14 protein-coding genes are annotated in these 17,539 nt (G+C 71.4%); 6 read left to right on the top strand and 8 right to left on the bottom strand.

The window, feature by feature from the left end; all coding sequences use genetic code 11:
- Window positions 1-3: 3 nt before the first annotated feature.
- From ACFQUV_RS19600 to ACFQUV_RS19585, 4 genes are all read right to left on the bottom strand, one after another.
- The gene (locus tag ACFQUV_RS19600; protein ID WP_378395524.1) at window positions 4-1,770 is read right to left on the bottom strand and encodes a S10 family peptidase; all 1,767 of its coding nucleotides are present in this window, start codon (window positions 1,768-1,770) and stop codon (window positions 4-6) included.
- 178 nt (window positions 1,771-1,948) lie between these two features.
- Window positions 1,949-2,512 (bottom strand): hypothetical protein, encoded by a 564-nt coding sequence (locus tag ACFQUV_RS19595; protein ID WP_129607334.1) that lies wholly within the window; start codon window positions 2,510-2,512, stop codon window positions 1,949-1,951.
- 266 nt (window positions 2,513-2,778) lie between these two features.
- Entirely contained in the window at window positions 2,779-3,231 is a 453-nt protein-coding gene (locus ACFQUV_RS19590; protein WP_129607335.1) for a DNA polymerase III subunit chi, read from the bottom strand.
- A 76-nt stretch (window positions 3,232-3,307) separates the two neighbouring features.
- The gene (locus tag ACFQUV_RS19585; protein ID WP_129607336.1) at window positions 3,308-4,801 is read right to left on the bottom strand and encodes a leucyl aminopeptidase; all 1,494 of its coding nucleotides are present in this window, start codon (window positions 4,799-4,801) and stop codon (window positions 3,308-3,310) included.
- A gap of 524 nt (window positions 4,802-5,325) precedes the next feature.
- Here ACFQUV_RS19585 and lptG point away from each other — a divergent pair.
- The 6 genes from lptG to ACFQUV_RS19555 all read left to right on the top strand — a co-directional run bounded on the left by lptG (window position 5,326) and on the right by ACFQUV_RS19555 (window position 12,752).
- Window positions 5,326-6,420: an LPS export ABC transporter permease LptG gene (lptG, locus tag ACFQUV_RS19580; RefSeq protein ID WP_129607337.1), complete on the top strand. Its 1,095-nt coding sequence runs from the start codon at window positions 5,326-5,328 to the stop codon at window positions 6,418-6,420.
- Window positions 6,420-8,897 (top strand): LPS-assembly protein LptD, encoded by a 2,478-nt coding sequence (locus tag ACFQUV_RS19575; RefSeq protein WP_129607338.1) that lies wholly within the window; start codon window positions 6,420-6,422, stop codon window positions 8,895-8,897. Before lptG ends, ACFQUV_RS19575 begins: the two co-directional genes overlap by 1 nt.
- 307 nt (window positions 8,898-9,204) lie before the next feature.
- Entirely contained in the window at window positions 9,205-10,146 is a 942-nt protein-coding gene (locus tag ACFQUV_RS19570) for a SurA N-terminal domain-containing protein (protein ID WP_129607339.1), read from the top strand.
- A gap of 10 nt (window positions 10,147-10,156) precedes the next feature.
- The gene (pdxA, locus tag ACFQUV_RS19565) at window positions 10,157-11,194 is read left to right on the top strand and encodes a 4-hydroxythreonine-4-phosphate dehydrogenase PdxA (RefSeq protein ID WP_129607340.1); all 1,038 of its coding nucleotides are present in this window, start codon (window positions 10,157-10,159) and stop codon (window positions 11,192-11,194) included.
- Window positions 11,191-12,072, top strand: coding sequence for a 16S rRNA (adenine(1518)-N(6)/adenine(1519)-N(6))-dimethyltransferase RsmA (gene rsmA, locus ACFQUV_RS19560; RefSeq protein ID WP_129607341.1), 882 nt, complete (start codon window positions 11,191-11,193; stop codon window positions 12,070-12,072). Before pdxA ends, rsmA begins: the two co-directional genes overlap by 4 nt.
- A 110-nt stretch (window positions 12,073-12,182) precedes the next feature.
- Complete coding sequence (locus ACFQUV_RS19555) at window positions 12,183-12,752, top strand: hypothetical protein (RefSeq protein ID WP_129607342.1); 570 nt, start codon at window positions 12,183-12,185, stop codon at window positions 12,750-12,752.
- Window positions 12,753-12,784: 32 nt separating this feature from the next.
- Here ACFQUV_RS19555 and gmk read toward each other — a convergent pair whose 3' ends face one another.
- The 4 genes from gmk to fabF all read right to left on the bottom strand — a co-directional run bounded on the left by gmk (window position 12,785) and on the right by fabF (window position 17,441).
- The gene (gmk, locus tag ACFQUV_RS19550; protein ID WP_111388740.1) at window positions 12,785-13,459 is read right to left on the bottom strand and encodes a guanylate kinase; all 675 of its coding nucleotides are present in this window, start codon (window positions 13,457-13,459) and stop codon (window positions 12,785-12,787) included.
- Window positions 13,460-13,464: 5 nt separating this feature from the next.
- Window positions 13,465-14,352, bottom strand: coding sequence for a YicC/YloC family endoribonuclease (locus ACFQUV_RS19545; RefSeq protein ID WP_129607343.1), 888 nt, complete (start codon window positions 14,350-14,352; stop codon window positions 13,465-13,467).
- Between the two features lie 212 nt (window positions 14,353-14,564).
- The gene (gene mltG / locus ACFQUV_RS19540) at window positions 14,565-15,842 is read right to left on the bottom strand and encodes an endolytic transglycosylase MltG (RefSeq protein WP_378395517.1); all 1,278 of its coding nucleotides are present in this window, start codon (window positions 15,840-15,842) and stop codon (window positions 14,565-14,567) included.
- 336 nt (window positions 15,843-16,178) lie between these two features.
- Window positions 16,179-17,441 carry a beta-ketoacyl-ACP synthase II gene (gene fabF, locus ACFQUV_RS19535; protein ID WP_129608820.1) on the bottom strand — a complete coding sequence of 421 codons (1,263 nt, stop codon included), beginning with the start codon at window positions 17,439-17,441 and terminating at the stop codon, window positions 16,179-16,181.
- Between the last annotated feature and the right edge of the window lie 98 nt (window positions 17,442-17,539).

Here is a 17,539-nt window from a genome sequence, read left to right as displayed (position 1 = left end):
GCGCTACTCGCCGCCCGCGCCCTTCAGCACGGCGCGGAAGAAGGTTTCGGCGTCACGTCGCATCGCCTTGCGCGAGTCGTCCAGCGAGTAGAACATGTGGCCGCCGCGATAGACCGCCAGGGCGGACCGCTCGGGCGCGCCGTAGACCGGAAGCTGATCGAGGATCAGCTTGGTGGCGAAATACGGGGTGACGAGGTCGCTCGCCCCATGCACCACCAGCAGGCGGGCGGCGCGATCACCCGACAGGAAGGCGCGCACCTCGTCCACCACCTGGGGGGCGCTGCGGCCGCGGCCCCAGTTCCAGTTCGAGTTCACCTCGTCGTTGAGCAGCCGATAGGGCTGATCGTGGCTCCAGCCGAGGCGGCCGCGATAGAGCTCGGTCATCGCGGCCGTGAGCGGCGCCTTGGTGGCGTCGAGCACCGGATCGGGAAAATGGCTGCGCGCCGCCGACGGGCTCGGGTCGAAGGCCGTCACGGTGGCGTCGTAGGCGCTGCCGACGAGGCCACGAGCGCGGTACAGCTCGCGCTGGAAGGTCGCCGTGTCGATGCGGCCGGCGAGCTGGCGCACCAGCGCCGGGTCGAGCCCGGTCAGCTCGGCGAGCCGCGGCACGATGCGCTCGATCGCAGCGGCGTCGCGCTCGCCTCGCATGAGGGCGGCGAGATAGTCGGTGGCGGCCCATTCCTCGGCGGCGGCGAGCGCCTGCGGAGTCCCGGCACCGCGCTGCTCCAGCACGGTGGCGGCCATCGACGGCAGATGCCGGACCCACGACTGCGGATCGTGGCGACGCTGCCCCAGGGCGGCGAAGTCGAGCACCGGCGAGACCAGCACAAGGCCACGCACCCCGACCCCCTCGCGGGTCGCCAGCGCGCGCGCCAGCTTGGGAGCGCGGAAACCGCCGTAGCTCTCGCCGACCAGCACCTTGGGCGACCGCTGGCGGGCGTTCTGCTCGATCCACTTGCGGACGAACACCGCGAGGCCCTCGGCGTCGCCGTCCACCGACCAGAACTGCCGGCGGGCGTCGCCGCTGCCGACCACCCGGCTGTAGCCGGTTCCGGGCGGATCGACGAAGACCAGATCCGTGAAGGGCAGCCAGGTCTCGGCATTGGTGACGAGAGCCGGCGGGCTCGACACCGAGGCGCCGTCGAGCGGCAGCCGCCACGGGCCGATCGCCCCGATGTTGAGATAAGCCGAGGCCGCACCCGGGCCGCCGTTGAACAGGAAGGTGACGGGACGGGCGGCCGGGTCGACGGCGCCGGCGGCGCTCGTCGCGGGGGTGGCGGGGGTGGCGGGCGCGCCACCCGGGCTCGGCGGGCTTCCGGCCGGAGCCGGTCCGCCGGCCGGAGCCGGTCCGGGCATCAGCGTGAAGGCCACATAGGCGACCTCGGCCCGCAGCGCGCCGCCCTCGCCCTCGAACAGCGGGATCGATCCGGCCGTGGCCTTGAACCGCAGGGTGCGGCCGCCGGCCTCGACGGTGTGCTCGGTGGCCGAATCGGGAGGCAGGCGGCGCGCATTGGCATCGGCGGCCGGGCGATCACGACCCGACTCGGCCGGTCGTTCGCGGCCCGGCTGGGACGGGCGGTCGCTGGTGCGCACCCGCCCGTCGTGATCACGGGGCGCCTCCCGGCCGGCCGGCTCCGCCACCCGCGCCTCCTGGGCCCCGACTGCCGCCGGACCGAGGACCGGCCAAGTGCCGGCCAGGAAGGTGCCGGCCAGGAGGAGCGCCGCCACCAGGGCGGCGAGCGGCGAACGGCTGGAGGGACTCGGGGGCATGGGGGCTCCAGTGCGGGAACGGAGGAAACCGGGACGGAGGACAATGCCAACGCGCCACGGGATACGACGCGACGGGACAACGCCGCACGGCCGGCCGGAGAGGCCGCCGCGGCGCCGTGCCCCAGGTCCCGCGTGCGGCGCGGCTGGAGGTCTCGCCGGCCCGGAAGGACGGTCGGCGTCAGGCCGGCTGCTGGCGCTTGGCCGGCGGCTTGCGGCGGGCCGGGCGCTCGGGTGCGGCGGGCTCGGGACCGCGCTCGATGGTGGTGAGTCGACCGCCGGTGAACCGATAGATGCCGGAGCGCTCGCTGCTGGCATAGGTCATCACCACGCTGCGCTCGCCGCGCTCGTTGGTGCCGATCTCGGTCGATTGGGCCGGCCCGATGGTCTGCACCACCTCGCATTCGGTCATGTCGAGGCCGACGCCCCGCAACGGCCGCTCGGTCGCACCCGGCTCGCTGGACGAGGCCGCGGCCGGACAGGCCCCCTGCGCATCGACGAGATCACCCGGCGACACCGGACGGCTGCTGTTCACGGTCGCCTTGGCGAACTCGCCGGGCGTGCTCGGCACGAAGGCGCTCGCCGACGGCAGCAGCTTCACCTGGGACGGATCGGGCAGGCTGGAGCAGCCGGCCACGGCCAGCGCGGCGGCAGCCACGAGACCGGCCGCGGCGGCGCGCCCGAGGCCGCCCCCACGGCACACGAACGAGCGGCCCTCGGTCTCCGGAACGATCACGGATTGCATGCTGGGGTCCCCCTTCCCCGACACAACGTCGCATATGGCGGCACGGCTCCCGGCCCGTCCCCGCGGGCCGGCGACGCCTGCCCGGCAGCACCTAGCCCGGCAACTCCCTGGGCTGACCGAGACGTCTCCACCAAAAACCAATCCCCGCTTCAACCGGGTCTTTTGGACCGCATGATGGCGACGCCGCGGGTCGCCGTCGGGCCGGCTCCGCCGCGCACCAGAAGTGCGCACCCGAAGAGTGTGCTGCGCAGGCTGCCGCGGAGCCCTCATCCACGCTTCTGCCAGCGCCCCGTCTCGTCGCATTGCCAGTAAGTTACTTCGAATCCTTCAGCCTTTTTCTCACGCCAGGTCACGCGCGCCGCGGCCACCGCCTCGTCGTCCTCCCCGTCGAACATCACGACGATGCGCTGGTAAGTGGCGGCGTCGGCCGGCACCGGCGCCCGCTCCACCAGGACGCGGACGACGGCGCCGTTGGGATTGTGGTCCCGCACGGTCAGCACCACCGGATGCTCGGCCGCCAGCCCGTCGCGGTCGGTGCCGTGCGGCAGGAAGCCGTCGTCCCGATAGGTCCACAAATGGGCGTCGAGGGCGTCGACGCGCTCGTCGGACGACGCCTGCACCACCACCCGCCAGCCGCGCGCCAGCGACTTCTCCAGGATTGGCGGCAGCACCGATTCCAGCGGCCGGCGCTGGAGATGGTAGAAGAGCAGCTCGGTCATCGCGCATCGGCTCCCCGCCGGCGGAATCGGGGCCCGGCTGGGCCGGCCCCGCTTCCGATCGGCCTCGACATCGGCCTCACGGCTCGTAGGCGTCCGCCACCAGCCGATCGAGCAGCCGCACTCCGAAGCCGGAACTCCAGCTCGTGTTGATGTCGGTCTGCGGCGAGCCCATGGCGGTGCCGGCGATGTCGAGGTGCGCCCACGGGGTGGTGCCGACGAAGCGCTGGAGGAACTGCGCCGCCGTCACGGCGCCACCGAAGCGGCCGCCGGTGTTCTTCATGTCGGCGACCTTGGAGTCGATCAGCTTGTCGTACTCGGGCGCGAGCGGCATGCGCCACACCCGCTCGGCCGTCGCCTGCCCGGCTTTCACCAGGCTTTCCGCCAGCTTGTCGTCGTTGCTGAACAGCCCGGCATGCTCCTGGCCGAGCGCCACCATGATGGCGCCCGTCAGGGTCGCGAGGTCGATCATCGCGCGCGGCTTGTACTTGGTGGCGACGTGGTGGAGCACGTCGGCCAGCACCAGGCGGCCCTCGGCGTCGGTGTTGATGATCTCGACCGTCTGCCCCGACATCGTGGTGACGATGTCGCCGGGCCGCTGGGCGCGGCCGTCCGGCATGTTCTCGACCAGCCCGATCGCCCCGATGGCGTTGACCTTGGCCTTGCGGGCGGCGAGCGCGTGCATCAGCCCGACCACGCAGGCGGCGCCCGCCATGTCGCCCTTCATGTCCTCCATGCCCTGGGCCGGCTTGATCGAGATGCCGCCCGAATCGAAGCACACGCCCTTGCCCACGAAGGCGATCGGCTTGTCGGATGGGCGGCCGCCATTCCAGCGCATCACCACCACCCGGCTGTCGTGCTCGGAGCCCTGACCGACGGCCAGCAGGGCATTCATGCGGAGGCGCTTGAGGGCCCGCTCATCGAGCACCTCGACCCCGACCCGCAGCTTGCGCAGCTCCACGGCCCGCTGGGCGAAGACGTCCGGATAGAGCACGTTGGGCGGCTCGTTGACGAGATCGCGGGCCAGCACCACGCCGGCCGCGACCGCCTCCCGGGCCGGCCAGACGCGCCGCGCCGCTGCCGCGTCCTTGGTCCCCACCACGAGCGTGACGGCGCGCGGCGCCGCCTCGTCGTCCTTGCGCTTGGTCTTGTAGCGGTCGAACGCATAGGCGCGCAGCCGCGCCCCGAGCGCCAGGTCGGCGGCCGTCTCGGCATCCATGGCGCCGGTCGGCAGCTCGGCCACCACGGTCACCTCGGCGGCCCCCCCGGCCTTGCCGAGCGCCACGCCGCCGAGGCGGACCGGATCGTTGGCGGTCCAATCCTTGGGCTTGCCGACGCCGACCACCACCAGGCGATCGACCGGCAAGTCGGCCGGAGCGACCAGGTCGAGGGTGGCGGCGAGCTTGCCGGTGAAGCGGGCGGCAGCCGCCGCCCGGGTCACCAGCGCGGTCGCCTTGCCGAGAATCGACCGGGTCGCCGGGCCCATCCGCAGGCCGTCGTCGCAGAACACCACCAGCGCGCCCTTGGTGGGCGCCGCGAAGCTCCCGAACCGGACCCGAAATTCCTCAGCCATTCCAGCTATCCTCTTGATCCGCCGGCCCCGATTCTGTGGCCGGCGGGCCACGGTGCCGGCAATTCCAAAGGCACGGTAGTGACCCGTGACCGAAACCTTGGCATAGCATTCGGGGGCACCTCGGTCACACTCGGTTAACCACACCGAGGCGCTCCCGGGGGGGCACGACGGAGGACGGCCTTTTTGTGGACAGATCGGCCCGTTAATGTCGTGCATCTTGGGGCTCTGTGGTCGTTCCGCCAGGAGCGGCGCAGCGTGGATGAATCGGCTCGGGGGAGCCGGGGGCGCGGGGAATGGTGACCACGACCGGCCAAGCCGGATCTGGAGCGTACGGCGGATCTGGAGCGCCCGGGTGCCTGCTTCCGGCGGGCTGGCCCGCGTCCGATGACGTGCGCGCAGGTCGGGACGTGCGCGCCGGCGGGCCGGACGGACGGCGCCCCGCTCTGTCTCTCCTGATGGATTCTCTCCCGGACGACGGCGCGGCGGGCGGTCCCCGTGCCGAACCGACCATGAGAGCGTGACGAATGGTGGCGGGTCGTCTCTCGCGCTATTTCGGCCGGCGCTTCCTCGGCGCCTCGCTCACCGTGTTCGTCGGTGTGTTCGGGCTCGTCCTCCTGGTCGACTACATCGAGCTGATGCGGCGCAGCGCCGGCGAGGCCAACGCCTCGGCCATGCTCGCGGCCGGCATCTCGGTGACGCGCGTTCCGCAGATCATGGAACGCATCATGCCGTTCGCCGTGCTGATCGGCGCCATGCTGTGCTACCTCAACCTGTCGCGCCGGCTGGAGCTGGTGGTGGCCCGCTCGGCCGGCATGTCGGCCTGGCAGTTCGTCGCCCCGGCCGTGGTGGTGGCGCTGCTGCTCGGCGCCGTCGCCACCGCGGTCTACAATCCGGTCGCGGCGCTGCTCCAGGAGCAGTCCAAGCGGCTCGAGGACCGCGCCTTCAACACCGGCCAGTCGTCCAGCCTCCAGGCCACCGGCACCGGCTTCTGGGTGCGCCAGAAGAGTCCCGACGGACAGTCGATCATCAACGCCGTGTCGAGCGCCGACCAGGGGGTCCGGCTCGGCGGCGTCACCGTGTTCATGTACGATCAGGGCGGCCGCTTCGTGGAGCGCGTCGAGGCCAAGATCGCCATGCTGGACGACGGCTTCTGGCGGCTGATCGAGGCCCGGCGCTACCCCGTCGACGCGCCGCCCGAGCGGCTGGCCGAGCACACCATCCGCACCAACCTCACCCTCGCCCAGGTGCGCGAGAGCTTCGCGACGCCGGAGACGGTGTCGTTCTGGGACCTGCCCTTCTTCATCGAGATGGCGGAGCGCGCCGGCCTCGCGGCCGCCGGCTATCGGCTCCAGTATCAGAAGCTGATCTCGCGCCCGGCCCTGCTCGCCTCCATGGTGCTGGTGGCAGCCGCCTTCAGCCTGCGCTTCTTCCGCTTCGGCGGCGTCCAGAAGATGGTGCTCAGCGGAGTCGTCGCCGGCTTCATGCTGTACGTGCTGTCGAAGATCACCGAAGATCTGAGCAAGGCGGAGCTGCTGCATCCTGCCGCCGCCGCCTGGCTGCCGGTCCTCATCGGCGTCCTCATCGGCCTCGTGCCTCTCTTGTACCTGGAGGACGGTTGATGCCGGCCGTGCGTCCGACCTCGCATCCACGGCTCCGGGAGCGGCTGCTCGCCGCCGCCGCGGTGTTGGCCTTGCTGGCCGGCACGGCGACGCTCGGGCCTGGCGAGGCCATGGCCCAGACCCTCGACTTCCGTCAGCAGGTCCGGCCGCCGCAGCCGAAGCCCGCCCCGGTGGGCGACCCGCAGATGCTCGTGCAGGCCACCGAGATCCAGTACGACTACACTAACGAGCGGGTGGTCGCGGTCGGCAACGTCCAGATCTACTACAAGGGCGCCACCCTCGAGGCCGACCGGGTCGTCTACGACCAGAAGACCAAGCATCTCCAGGCCGAGGGCAATGTCCGACTGACCGAGCCGGACGGCCGCGTCACCTACGGCCAGCTCATCGATCTCACCGACGACTATCGCGACGGCTTCATCGACTCCCTGCGGATCGAGACCGCCGACGACACCCGCTTCGCGGCCGCCCGCGGCCAGCGCAGCGCCGGCAACTACACGGTGTTCGAGAGCGGCGTCTACACGGCCTGCCAAGCCTGCAAGGACAACCCGCAGAAGCCGCCGCTGTGGCAGGTGAAGGCCGCTCGTATCATCCACGACCAGTCCGAGAAGATGGTCTACTTCGAGGACGCCAAGATCGAGTTCTTCGGCGTCCCGCTGGCCTACATGCCCTACTTCGCGGCGCCCGATCCGACCGTGAAGCGCAAGAGCGGCTTCCTGATGCCGGTCGCCTCGACCAGCACGGCCTATGGCTACGGCCTGGAGACGCCCTATTACTTCGCGCTCGCCCCCAACTACGACCTGACCCTGTCGCCGCGGGTGACCACCAAGCAGGGCCTGCTGATGCAGGGCGAGTGGCGCCACCGCCTCGAGGACGGCTATTACATCGTCCGCGGCGCCGGCATCTTCCAGGCCGACAAGGATTACTTCGAGCGCACCCCGACCGATGCCACGCCCGGCTTCCGCGACTTTCGCGGCAGCATCGAGACGACCGGGCGCTTCAACCTGTCGCCGCGCTGGACCTGGGGCTTCGACGGCATCCTGGTCACCGACGAGACGTTCTTGCAGGACTACAAGATCCGCACGCTCCAGCGGCGCAACCCGACCGAGTTCTTCAGCAATCTCAGCGAAGGCGTCTCGCAGCTCTTCCTCACCGGACGCGGCGACCGCAGCTACTTCGACGTTCGCGCCATGCACTTCTACGGCTTCTCCGAAGCCGACGTGCAGAAGACGCTGCCGATCGTCCACCCGGTGGTCGACTACTCGTACATCTTCGATCAGCCGGTGCTCGGCGGCGAGCTCGGCTACAATTTCAACTTCACCAGCCTGTCGCGGCAGGCGGCGAGCTTCGACCCGATCAGCCAAGCGGCGTACGCCAGCCAGCAATGCACGTCGCTGACCGCCAATCCGTCGCAGAAGACCTCGCTTGATTGCCTGCTGCGCGGCATCCCGGGCATCTATAACCGCGCCTCGGTGGACGTGCATTGGCGGGCCCGCTGGGTCGACTCCTTCGGCCAGGTGTTCACGCCCTTCGCGTCGGTGCGCGGCGACGTCAGCCAGCTCCAGATCAACGCCGATCCCGGCGTCGCCAACTTCATCGACACCGGCGACACCTCGCTGGTGCGGGCGATGCCGACCGTCGGCCTCGAATACCGCTTCCCGTTCCTCGCGGTGCACAGCTGGGGCACCCAGACGCTGGAGCCGATCGCCCAGGTGATCGCGCGGCCCAACGAGACCGGCATCGGCAAGCTGCCCAACGAGGACGCCCAGAGCCTGGTGTTCGACGACTCGAACCTGTTCCGGGTCGACAAGTTCTCGGGCTGGGACCGCAGCGAGGGCGGCGGCCGCGCCAATGTGGGCCTGCAATACACCGCCCAGGTGAACGGCGCCGGCGCCGTGAACATGCTGTTCGGCCAGTCCTACCACCTGTTCGGCATGAACTCCTTCGCGGTCGGCGATACCACCAACACGGGTCTCGACAGCGGCCTCGACAAGCGCGCCTCCGACTATGTGGCGCGGCTCGCCTACACGCCGAACCGCGTGTTCAGCATGATCTCGCGCTATCGTTTCGACGAAAGCGACTTCACGCTCCAGCGCCTGGAGGTCGAGGGCCGGCTGTCGTTCGATCGCTGGAACGCCTCGCTGATGTACGGCAACTACGCGGCCCAGCCGGAGCTCGGCTTCCTGGAGCGGCGCGAGGGCATCCTCGGTGCCGGCTCGGTCAAGCTCGATGCCAACTGGGTGCTCAACGGCGCCGCCCGTTACGACATCCAGAACAACAAGATCAGCCAGACCCGCGTCGGTCTGGGCTACATGGACGATTGCTTCCTCATCGGGGTGAACTACATCACCGACTACCAGTACAGCGGCAACGTCTCGTCCAACCACACGGTGATGTTGCAGATCGGGCTGCGGACCATCGGCACCACCTCGGCGGGCAGCAGCGCCAGCACCGTCGGGGCGCTCGGCGCCACTCAATAATTTCGCCCACATCGGCCTCTATGGCTCCGCCGCATGGTGCTGCACGAAGCCCGATCGGGTCGGATCGGACTTCGCGCAGCAGTCCTCGAGAGAACGCATTTTCAACGGCCGATCGGGTCCCCCTTCGCTGGAAAATGCTCTAACGTGCGCGCGCCGTGGTGCGGGGCTCTTCCGGAAGCATGTCCGGAGACGGCATCGCGGCCGGAAACGGCCGGGGCGGCGCGCTTCCCTCCCGTCCCAAGCCGAACCGTGGTCACAGACATGACCGGGGGCCACGGGCGACCAGCGTAATCGGACGAGCGGAGCCATGGTTCGCACGCGATTGATCACCACCCTTCTGTGTCTGGCCACCGCCCTCGCCGGCCTCGCGCTGGACGGCACGGTGCGGCCGGCCGCGGCCCAGAACGTCGTCGTCATGGTGAACGGCGACCCGATCACCTCCTTCGACATCGACCAGCGCGCCAAGTTCACCCAACTCGTCACCCGCAAGTCGCCCGGACGCGACGAGGTGATCGAGGAGCTGATCAACGAGCGTCTGAAGATCCAGGCCGGCAAGCGCTACCGGCTCGAGGTCACCGACTCCGAGGTCGACTCCTCCTACGCCGACATGGCGCGGCGCATGCGCCTGACGCCCGATCAGCTCACCGCGACGCTGGCCAATGGCGGTGTCCAGGCCGGCACCATGAAGTCGCGCATTCGCGCCGACATCGTCTGGCAGCAGCTCGTCCGCGGTCGCTTCCAGTCGAGCTTCCAGTTCCGCGAGAAGGACATCCTCGCGGCCGCCGAATCCAAGCGCAAGGACGACCAGCCGATCGTCGACAAGATCGAGGCCACCGAATACGTGCTGCGGCCGGTGCTGTTCGTGGTCGCCAAGGGGGCCGGCAATGCCGACGGGCGGCGTCGCGAGGCCGAGGCCCTGCGGGCCCGCTTCCAGGACTGCGACAACGGGCTGGCCTTCGCGCGCCAGCTCCGCGACGTCGCGGTCCGCGAGCAGATCGTCAAGACGTCGACGGACCTGCCGCCGGCGTTGCGGGAGATGCTGGAGCGCACTGGTGTCGGCCGCCTCACCACGCCGGAGACCACGCCGAACGGCATCGAGATGTTCGCGGTCTGCGCCAAGCGCGACACCAAGGTGGATGCGCCGATCCTCAAGGAGACCCGCCAGGCGCTGTTCGCCGAGCGGTTCGAGGTGCAGTCCAAGAAGTTCCTCCAGGAGCTGCGCCGCGGCGCCATGATCGAGCGGCGATGAGCACGCGGCGATGAGCGGGCGTCCATTCGTACAGCCGCTGGCGCTCACCCTCGGCGAGCCCGCCGGCATCGGGCCCGACATCGCGCTTTTGGCCTGGCTCTACCGCCACACGGCGCGGCTGCCGCCGTTCCTCCTCCTCGCCGACCCGGTGTTCGTCGCCGAGCGGGCCCGCCGGCTCGGCCTCGCGGTTCCGCTCGCGACGGTGGCGCCCAACGAAACAGCGGACGCCTTCGCGCGGGCGCTGCCGGTGGTCGATCTCGGGCTCCCCATAACGGCGGCGCCGGGCCGGCCCGACGCGACGAGTGCGCCCGCCGCCCTCGCGGCCATCGATCGCGCCGTCGCTCTGGTGGCGGCCGGCGAGGCGGCCGCGGTGGTGACCAACCCGATCGCCAAGCATGTCCTCTATGAGGCGGGGTTCGCCCATCCCGGCCACACCGAGTACCTCGCCGAGCTGTCCGGGCGCCTTTTCGGTGCTGCCCCGCTGCCCGTGATGATGCTGTGGTCGCCCACCCTCGCGGTGGTGCCGGTGACGGTCCACATCCCGCTCGCCGCCGTGCCGGCGCGGCTCTCCACCGATCTCGTGGTCGAGACCGGCCGCATCGTCGCCCGCGATCTCGTCGGCCGCTTCGGCCTGGACCGGCCGCGGCTCGCGATCGCCGGCCTCAACCCGCATGCGGGCGAAGGCGGGGCGCTCGGCCGCGAGGACGCCGAGATCGTCGCCCCGGCGGTGGCGGCGCTCGCCGCCGACGGCATCGCGGCCCGCGGCCCGCTGCCGGCCGACACCCTGTTTCACGACGGTGCGCGAAAAACCTACGACGCGGCGCTGTGCATGTATCACGACCAGGCGCTGATCCCGATCAAGACGCTGGCCTTCCACGACGCCGTCAACGTCACCCTCGGCCTGCCCTTCGTGCGCACCTCGCCCGACCACGGCACCGCCTTCGACATCGCCGGCAGCGGTCGCGCCGATCCGTCGAGCCTGATGGCCGCACTCCGCCTCGCCGCCCGCCTGGCCGGCCCGCGCGACACCCCTGCGGCGGCCGCATGAGCGCCCTCGACGAGCTTCCGCCGCTGCGCGAGGTCATCCGCCGCCACGACCTGTCGGCCCGCAAGTCGCTCGGCCAGAACTTCCTGCTCGATCTCAACCTCACCGGGCGCATCGCCCGCGCGGCCGGGCCGCTGGCCGGCGTCACCGTGGTGGAGGTCGGCCCCGGTCCGGGCGGGCTCACCCGGGCGCTGCTCGCCGAAGGCGCCCGCCGGGTGGTGGCGATCGAGCGTGATCGGCGTGCGATCGCGGCGCTCGCCGAGATCGCCGCCTGCTGCCCGGGGCGGCTGGAGGTGATCGAGGGCGACGCGCTGGCGCTCGATCCCTCGCCCTCGCTCGGTCGCGGCGGCCCGGTGCGCGTCGTCGCCAACCTGCCCTACAACATCGCCACCGCGCTGCTGGTCGGCTGGCTGTCGATCGAGCCGTGGCCGCCGTGGTTCGACCGGCTGGTGCTGATGTTCCAGCGCGAGGTGGCGGAGCGCATCGCCGCCGGGCCTGGCACCAAGAGCTACGGCCGGCTCGCCGTGCTGGCGCAGTGGCGCTGCGCCCCCAAGCTCTTGTTCGACATCGCGCCGTCCGCCTTCGTGCCGCCCCCCAAGGTGACCTCGACGCTGGTGCGGCTGGAGCCGCGCCCGGCGCCGCTGCCCTGCCGGCTCGCCGCGCTGGAGCGGGTCACTGCGGCGGCCTTCGGCCAACGGCGAAAAATGCTGCGGCAGAGCCTCAAGGCGCTGGCGCCCGACCCGCTGCCGCTGATCGCCGCCGCCGGGCTCGACCCGACCGGCCGGGCCGAGGACGTGACGATCGACGGCTTCGTGGCGCTCGCCCGCGCCCTCGACGCAGCCCCCGCGACGCCGGCCGCCGTCGCCGACACCCCGGCTTAACCACGTCGTCGCGTTTCGGCGGCGAGCGGCCCCGCCCGGCGGCCGCGCATGAACCGCGCCGCAGGGCGGCCGCACTACCGTGGGCCGCGACACCCGCCGGGAGCCACCCCGTGCAACTGCCCACCCTGCTGATCACCGCCATCGCGCTGGGCTCCGCCACCTTCTACGTGGTCGGGCTCGCCACCGGGGCCGTCACGCTGGTCGGCTGGGAGAGCGCCAACCTGGTCAGCCGCGGCATGGTGGTGGAGAGCAGCGGGCTGACCTCACAGTTCGCGCCCCTGCCGGTCTATCTGCGGGCCGGGGGCGCCGTGCGGGCCGACTACACGGTCGACGCCAAGGTCGGCTCGCTCTACCTGGTGATCATGCAGCCGTTCATTCCGAAGGTGAAAGCGACCGCCTATGTGGCGGGCGAGCGCCGCGGCAGTCTCGTGTTCGTCGCCCGCCGCTCCGGCTGGTACCGCTTCTACGCCGACACCAGCCCGGTGTTCGGCCACACCTGCCACGCACCCGGCACCGGCATGGTGGACATCCTCACCGGACGCGACGGCTGCCCGCATTACGACATCCGCTACACGGTCGCGTGGCATCTCGCCGATGGGCGCGAGACGGGACCGCAGCATGTCGCCGTGCCGATCGCCGGCCCCGACGAGCCGCCGCCATCGGCGCGGATCGGACCGTGAGCCGCCATGGGCGCGGACCGGACCGTCAAAGGTTACGTCGTGATCACCTTGAGGCCGTCGAGGAGCGTGCCGACGAAGCCGTCGAGCCCGGCGCGGCTCGCCCGCTTGAGCCGCTCGGCCGTCAGGATCGCCCGCAGCCGCGCGAAGCTCTCGCCGAGGTCGCGGTTGATCAGCACATAGTCGTACTCGCTCCAGTGCCCGATCTCCTCGGCGGCATTCCTCAGCCGGCCGTTGATGATCGCGGCGGAGTCCTCGGCCCGCCGCTCCAGCCGCGCCTTCAGCTCGGTCGCCGAGGGCGGCAGCACGAACACGCTGACCACATCACCCGGCATCTTCTCGTCGAGCTGGCGGGCGCCCTGCCAATCGATGTCGAACAGCACGTCGCGGCCGGCCGCCAGCGCCGCCTCCACCGGCTCGCGCGGCGTGCCGTAGCAATTGCCGTGCACCTCGGCCCATTCGAGGAGCTGGTCGGAGTCGCGCATGATCTCGAACTGCCGCATCGAGATGAAGCGATAGTGCACGCCCTCGATCTCGCTCGGCCGCCGCACCCGCGTGGTCACCGAGATCGACAGCGTGATCTGCTGCTCCTTGTCGATGAGGTTGCGCGTCAGCGTAGTCTTGCCGGCGCCGGACGGCGACGACACCACCAGCATCAGGCCGCGCCGGCCGATCGCCGCGCTCTCGTCGGTCGCGTGCTCGGGCGCCATGCCGATCACTCCAGGTTCTGCACCTGCTCGCGGAACTGCTCCACCACGCTCTTCAGCTCGAGGCCGATATTGGTCAGCTCCAGGTCGTTCGACTTGGAGCATACCGTGTTGGCCTCGCGGTTGAGCTCCTGCGACAGGAAATCGAGACGGCGGCCGACCGGGCCGCCCTTGGCGATCAGGCTCTTGGCCTGGGCGACGTGGGCCGTGAGCCGGTCCAGCTCCTCGCGCACGTCCGCCTTGGAGGCGATCAGGATCGCCTCCTGGTGCAGCCGGTCGGGATCGAATCGCTCGCTCGCCTCCAGCAAGGTGGCGATCTGCTCGGCGAGCCGCTGGCGGATCGCCTCCGCCTTGCGGCCGGGTGCCGCCTCGGCGCGCCCCACCAGGGCGGCGATCTCGTCGAGCCGCTGGCCGAGCAGTCGGCCCAGCGCCGCGCCCTCGTGGCGCCGCATGCCGGCGAGCCCGTCGAGCGCCGCGGCGAAGCCGGCCACCAGGGCCGCCTCGGCGGCAGTGCGCTCCGCCTCGCTCTCGTCCGCCTCGGCCACCTCGACCACGCCCTTGACGGCGAGGATGCCGTCGAGCCGCGGCGGCTCGGCGGCGACCCGCCCGGCCAGCGAGGCGAGCGTGTCGAGCACCGCCGACAGCACCGCGTCGTTGACCCGCACCACCGGCTGGGCGCCGGGCCGGTCGACGGTCAGGTTGGCGTAGACGGTGCCGCGGGCGAGCGCCTCGGCGGCGCGGGCGCGGGCCGGCGCCTCGACCGCGTCCCAGCCGGGCGGCAGCCGCAACCGCACGTCCAGCCCCTTGGCATTGACCGACTTGATCTCCCAGACGAAGGAGTACGGCCCGCTGGTGCCGTGGCTACGGGCGAAGCCGGTCATGCTCGACAGGGCCATGATGGTCCTCGTGGTGGTCTTCTCGGGCCGGCGGAACGCCGGAGGCATCGGCCGACCCCGTCCGCAGCCGGCATAGAAGACCCCGTGAGTCCCGACAAGCCATCCGGCCGCGACGCCGGGTCGTGCCTCGCGATCCCACCGGCGCCACCAGGAGGCGGCCAGGGAAGCCTGCCGCCGGCAGGCTGCTGCCGGGGCGGATGCCGGCTGCCGGTTCAGCGCACCTGCGGCTGGGGCTGCGGCCTGGCGCCCGGGGCGGGCTCGGAGCGGCGCGTGGCGGCCGCCGCAGGGGTGCGGGCCGACGGCGTGCCGGTCGCGGGCGGGGTCGCACCCGCCGGAGCGGCAGCGGCTGCGGCGCCGCCGCCCTCGCGCTGCGCCTGCTCCAGCGCCCGCAGCTTGGTGACGGCCCGCTGGTGCTGGTCGAGGGTCTCCGAGAAGGTGTGGCCGCCCGAGCCGTCGGCGACGAAAAACAGCTCGCGGGTACGGGCCGGATTGGCGACCGCCTCGAGCGAGGCGCGGCCCGGATTGGCGATCGGCCCCGGCGGCAGGCCGTCGATCACATAGGTGTTGTAGGGCGTCGGCTGCTCGATCTCGCTGCGCATGATCGGCCGCCCGAGGGTGCCCTTGCCGCCGACCAGGCCGTAGATGATGGTCGGATCGGATTGCAGCCGCATGCGCTGCCGGAGCCGGTTGACGAACACGGCGGCGACGCGGGTGCGCTCCTCCGGCCGGCCGGTCTCCTTCTCGACGATCGAGGCGAGCGTCAGAAGCTGCTCCGGGGTGCGGAGCGGCAGGTCTGCCATGCGGTGCTCCCACACCTCCTGGAGCACGCGGCGCTGCGCCTGCTGCATGCGCTGGATCACCTGCTCGCGCGGGGTGCCGCGCACCACCTTGTAGGTCTCGGGCAGCAGCGAGCCTTCGCGCGGAATCTCCTTGATGTTGCCGGAGAGAAGGTCGGTCTCCAGCAGCCGGGCCACCATCTGCTCGGAGGTCAGCCCCTCCGGCAGCGTCAGCGCGTGCTGCACCACCTTGCCGTCCACCAGGGTGTCGATCACCTGGCCGAGCGACGCCTGCTTCTGGAACAGGTACTCCCCGGACTTCAGCTCGTCGCGCGCCTTGCGGACCACCACGGCGCCCACGAAGGTCCATGGATGATCGATGACGCCTTCGCGGACGAGCTGGTCGGCGATGTCGCGGATGCCGGCGCCGCGCGCGATGTTGACCATCTTGTCGTCGGCCAGCGGTCCCTGATCGTCGAGCCGCTGCTTACCCACCCAGGCGACGCCACCCACCACCACGGCGACGATCACCAGAAACGTGAAGATGGCATTGCCGATCACCACGATGGGATGACGCGCGCGGGCCGAGCGGCGCGGCGGCACCGGCACCCGCTCCGGCTCCAACGCGGCCCGCGGGCTGCGCGGGGCGATCCGCTTCGGCGCGGAGCCGGCGGACGGATCACCGCGGCCGGTCGGGGGATCGAGTTCAGTCATCGTGCCGTCGGCTCCAGGACCGGGGGGACCGTACGAGAACCCGCGCAAGCGGCGCACCGGGTGGGCGGCGCGTCATGAGCGGACGCATGGGCCGGGGCGACCGGAGCCGGCCCCTGCCGGGGCCGCCGATCCGGGCCCGGCGACCCGACCAATAACCCCCGGGATTGTGGCCAATTTATCGAGCGCGGCAAACCAGGCGCGGGCGCCCGGCGAGCCTCGGGAGGGTCGAAGGCCGGCCATCGGCCGACCCTCGCGTCACGTCTGCGGCCCGGCCGGCAGCCCGTCCGCCGAGGGCGGCCGGGCAGCCGACCACGTCACGGCGGCCGATCCACCGCCCTACTGGGGCCGGCGGAACACCAATGATGCGTTGGTGCCGCCGAACCCGAAGGAGTTCGACAGCGCGACATCGATCTCGCGCGGCTTCGCCCGGTGCGGCACCAGATCGACCGGCGTGTCGACGGAGGGATTGTCGAGATTGAGGGTGGGCGGGGCCACCCGGTCGCGGATCGCCAGGATCGTGAAGATCGCCTCGACGGCGCCGGCCGCCCCGAGCAGATGCCCGACCGACGACTTGGTCGACGACATCGAGACGCGCGCGGCGTCGTTGCCGACGATGCGCTGGACGGCGCCCAGCTCGATCTCGTCGCCGAGCGGCGTCGAGGTGCCGTGCGCGTTGATGTAATCGATCTCCGAGGCCGCGATCCCGGCCCGCTTGATCGCCATCGACATGCAGCGGAAGGCGCCGTCGCCATCCTCGGCGGGAGCCGTGATGTGGTGCGCGTCGCCCGACAGGCCGTAGCCGATCACCTCGGCATAGATGCGCGCGCCGCGCGCCTTGGCGTGCTCGAGCTCCTCCAGCACCACGACGCCGGCGCCCTCGCCCATCACGAAGCCGTCGCGATCGCGATCGTAGGGACGCGACGCCCGGGTCGGCTCGTCGTTGAACGAGGTCGACAGCGCCCGGCACGCCGAGAAGCCCGCGATCGAGATACGGCAGATCGGCGATTCGCTGCCGCCCGCCACCATCACGTCGGCGTCGCCCAGCATCACCAGCCGGGCGGCGTCGCCGATGGCGTGCGCGCCGGTCGAGCAGGCCGTCACCACGGCGTGGTTCGGGCCCTTGAGACCATGCGCGATCGACACGTAGCCGGAGGCGAGATTGATCAGCCGGCCCGGGATGAAGAACGGCGACACCCGGCGGGGGCCGCGCTCCTTCAGCACCACGGCGGCGTCGGCGATGCCTTCCAGCCCGCCGATGCCGGAGCCGATCATCACGCCGGTGCGGATCTGCTCGTCGTAGGTGGTCGGGCGCCAGCCCGAATCTTCGAGCGCCTGCTTGGCCGCCGCCATCGCGAAGACGATGAACTCGTCGACCTTGCGCTGCTCCTTGGGCTCCATCCACTGGTCGGGATTCCAGGTCCCGTCGGAGCCGTCGCCGCGCGGGATCGTGCAGGCGATCTTCGCCGGCAGATCCGACACGTCGAACTTCTCGATCTTGCGGGCACCGCTCTCGCCGGCGAGCAGTCGTTTCCACGACGCCTCGACGCCGCAACCGAGCGGCGTCACCATGCCCATACCCGTGACGACCACGCGCCTCATGTCATTCGTCCCGCACCGGCCGGTTCGCCGCGACCCGCCGCGACCGTCCGGGGCGGCCGATCGACGAAGCGATGCCGCCCGCATCCGACCGCGGTGCT

This window comes from Rhodoplanes sp. P11, from assembly GCF_964266735.1.
In the GTDB taxonomy this organism is placed as follows: domain Bacteria; phylum Pseudomonadota; class Alphaproteobacteria; order Rhizobiales; family Xanthobacteraceae; genus Rhodoplanes; species Rhodoplanes serenus.
This window is presented reverse-complemented; position numbering and strand designations above follow the sequence as displayed.

Coding starts and splice junctions, on each gene's coding strand:
- ACFQUV_RS19600 (WP_378395524.1), bottom strand. CDS start 1,770: ATGCCCCCGAGTCCCTCCAGCCGTTCGCCGCTCGCCGCCCTGGTGGCG.
- ACFQUV_RS19595 (WP_129607334.1), bottom strand. CDS start 2,512: ATGCAATCCGTGATCGTTCCGGAGACCGAGGGCCGCTCGTTCGTGTGC.
- ACFQUV_RS19590 (WP_129607335.1), bottom strand. CDS start 3,231: ATGACCGAGCTGCTCTTCTACCATCTCCAGCGCCGGCCGCTGGAATCG.
- ACFQUV_RS19585 (WP_129607336.1), bottom strand. CDS start 4,801: ATGGCTGAGGAATTTCGGGTCCGGTTCGGGAGCTTCGCGGCGCCCACC.
- lptG (WP_129607337.1), top strand. CDS start 5,326: ATGGTGGCGGGTCGTCTCTCGCGCTATTTCGGCCGGCGCTTCCTCGGC.
- ACFQUV_RS19575 (WP_129607338.1), top strand. CDS start 6,420: ATGCCGGCCGTGCGTCCGACCTCGCATCCACGGCTCCGGGAGCGGCTG.
- ACFQUV_RS19570 (WP_129607339.1), top strand. CDS start 9,205: ATGGTTCGCACGCGATTGATCACCACCCTTCTGTGTCTGGCCACCGCC.
- pdxA (WP_129607340.1), top strand. CDS start 10,157: ATGAGCGGGCGTCCATTCGTACAGCCGCTGGCGCTCACCCTCGGCGAG.
- rsmA (WP_129607341.1), top strand. CDS start 11,191: ATGAGCGCCCTCGACGAGCTTCCGCCGCTGCGCGAGGTCATCCGCCGC.
- gmk (WP_111388740.1), bottom strand. CDS start 13,459: ATGGCGCCCGAGCACGCGACCGACGAGAGCGCGGCGATCGGCCGGCGC.
- ACFQUV_RS19545 (WP_129607343.1), bottom strand. CDS start 14,352: ATGGCCCTGTCGAGCATGACCGGCTTCGCCCGTAGCCACGGCACCAGC.
- mltG (WP_378395517.1), bottom strand. CDS start 15,842: ATGACTGAACTCGATCCCCCGACCGGCCGCGGTGATCCGTCCGCCGGC.
- fabF (WP_129608820.1), bottom strand. CDS start 17,441: ATGAGGCGCGTGGTCGTCACGGGTATGGGCATGGTGACGCCGCTCGGT.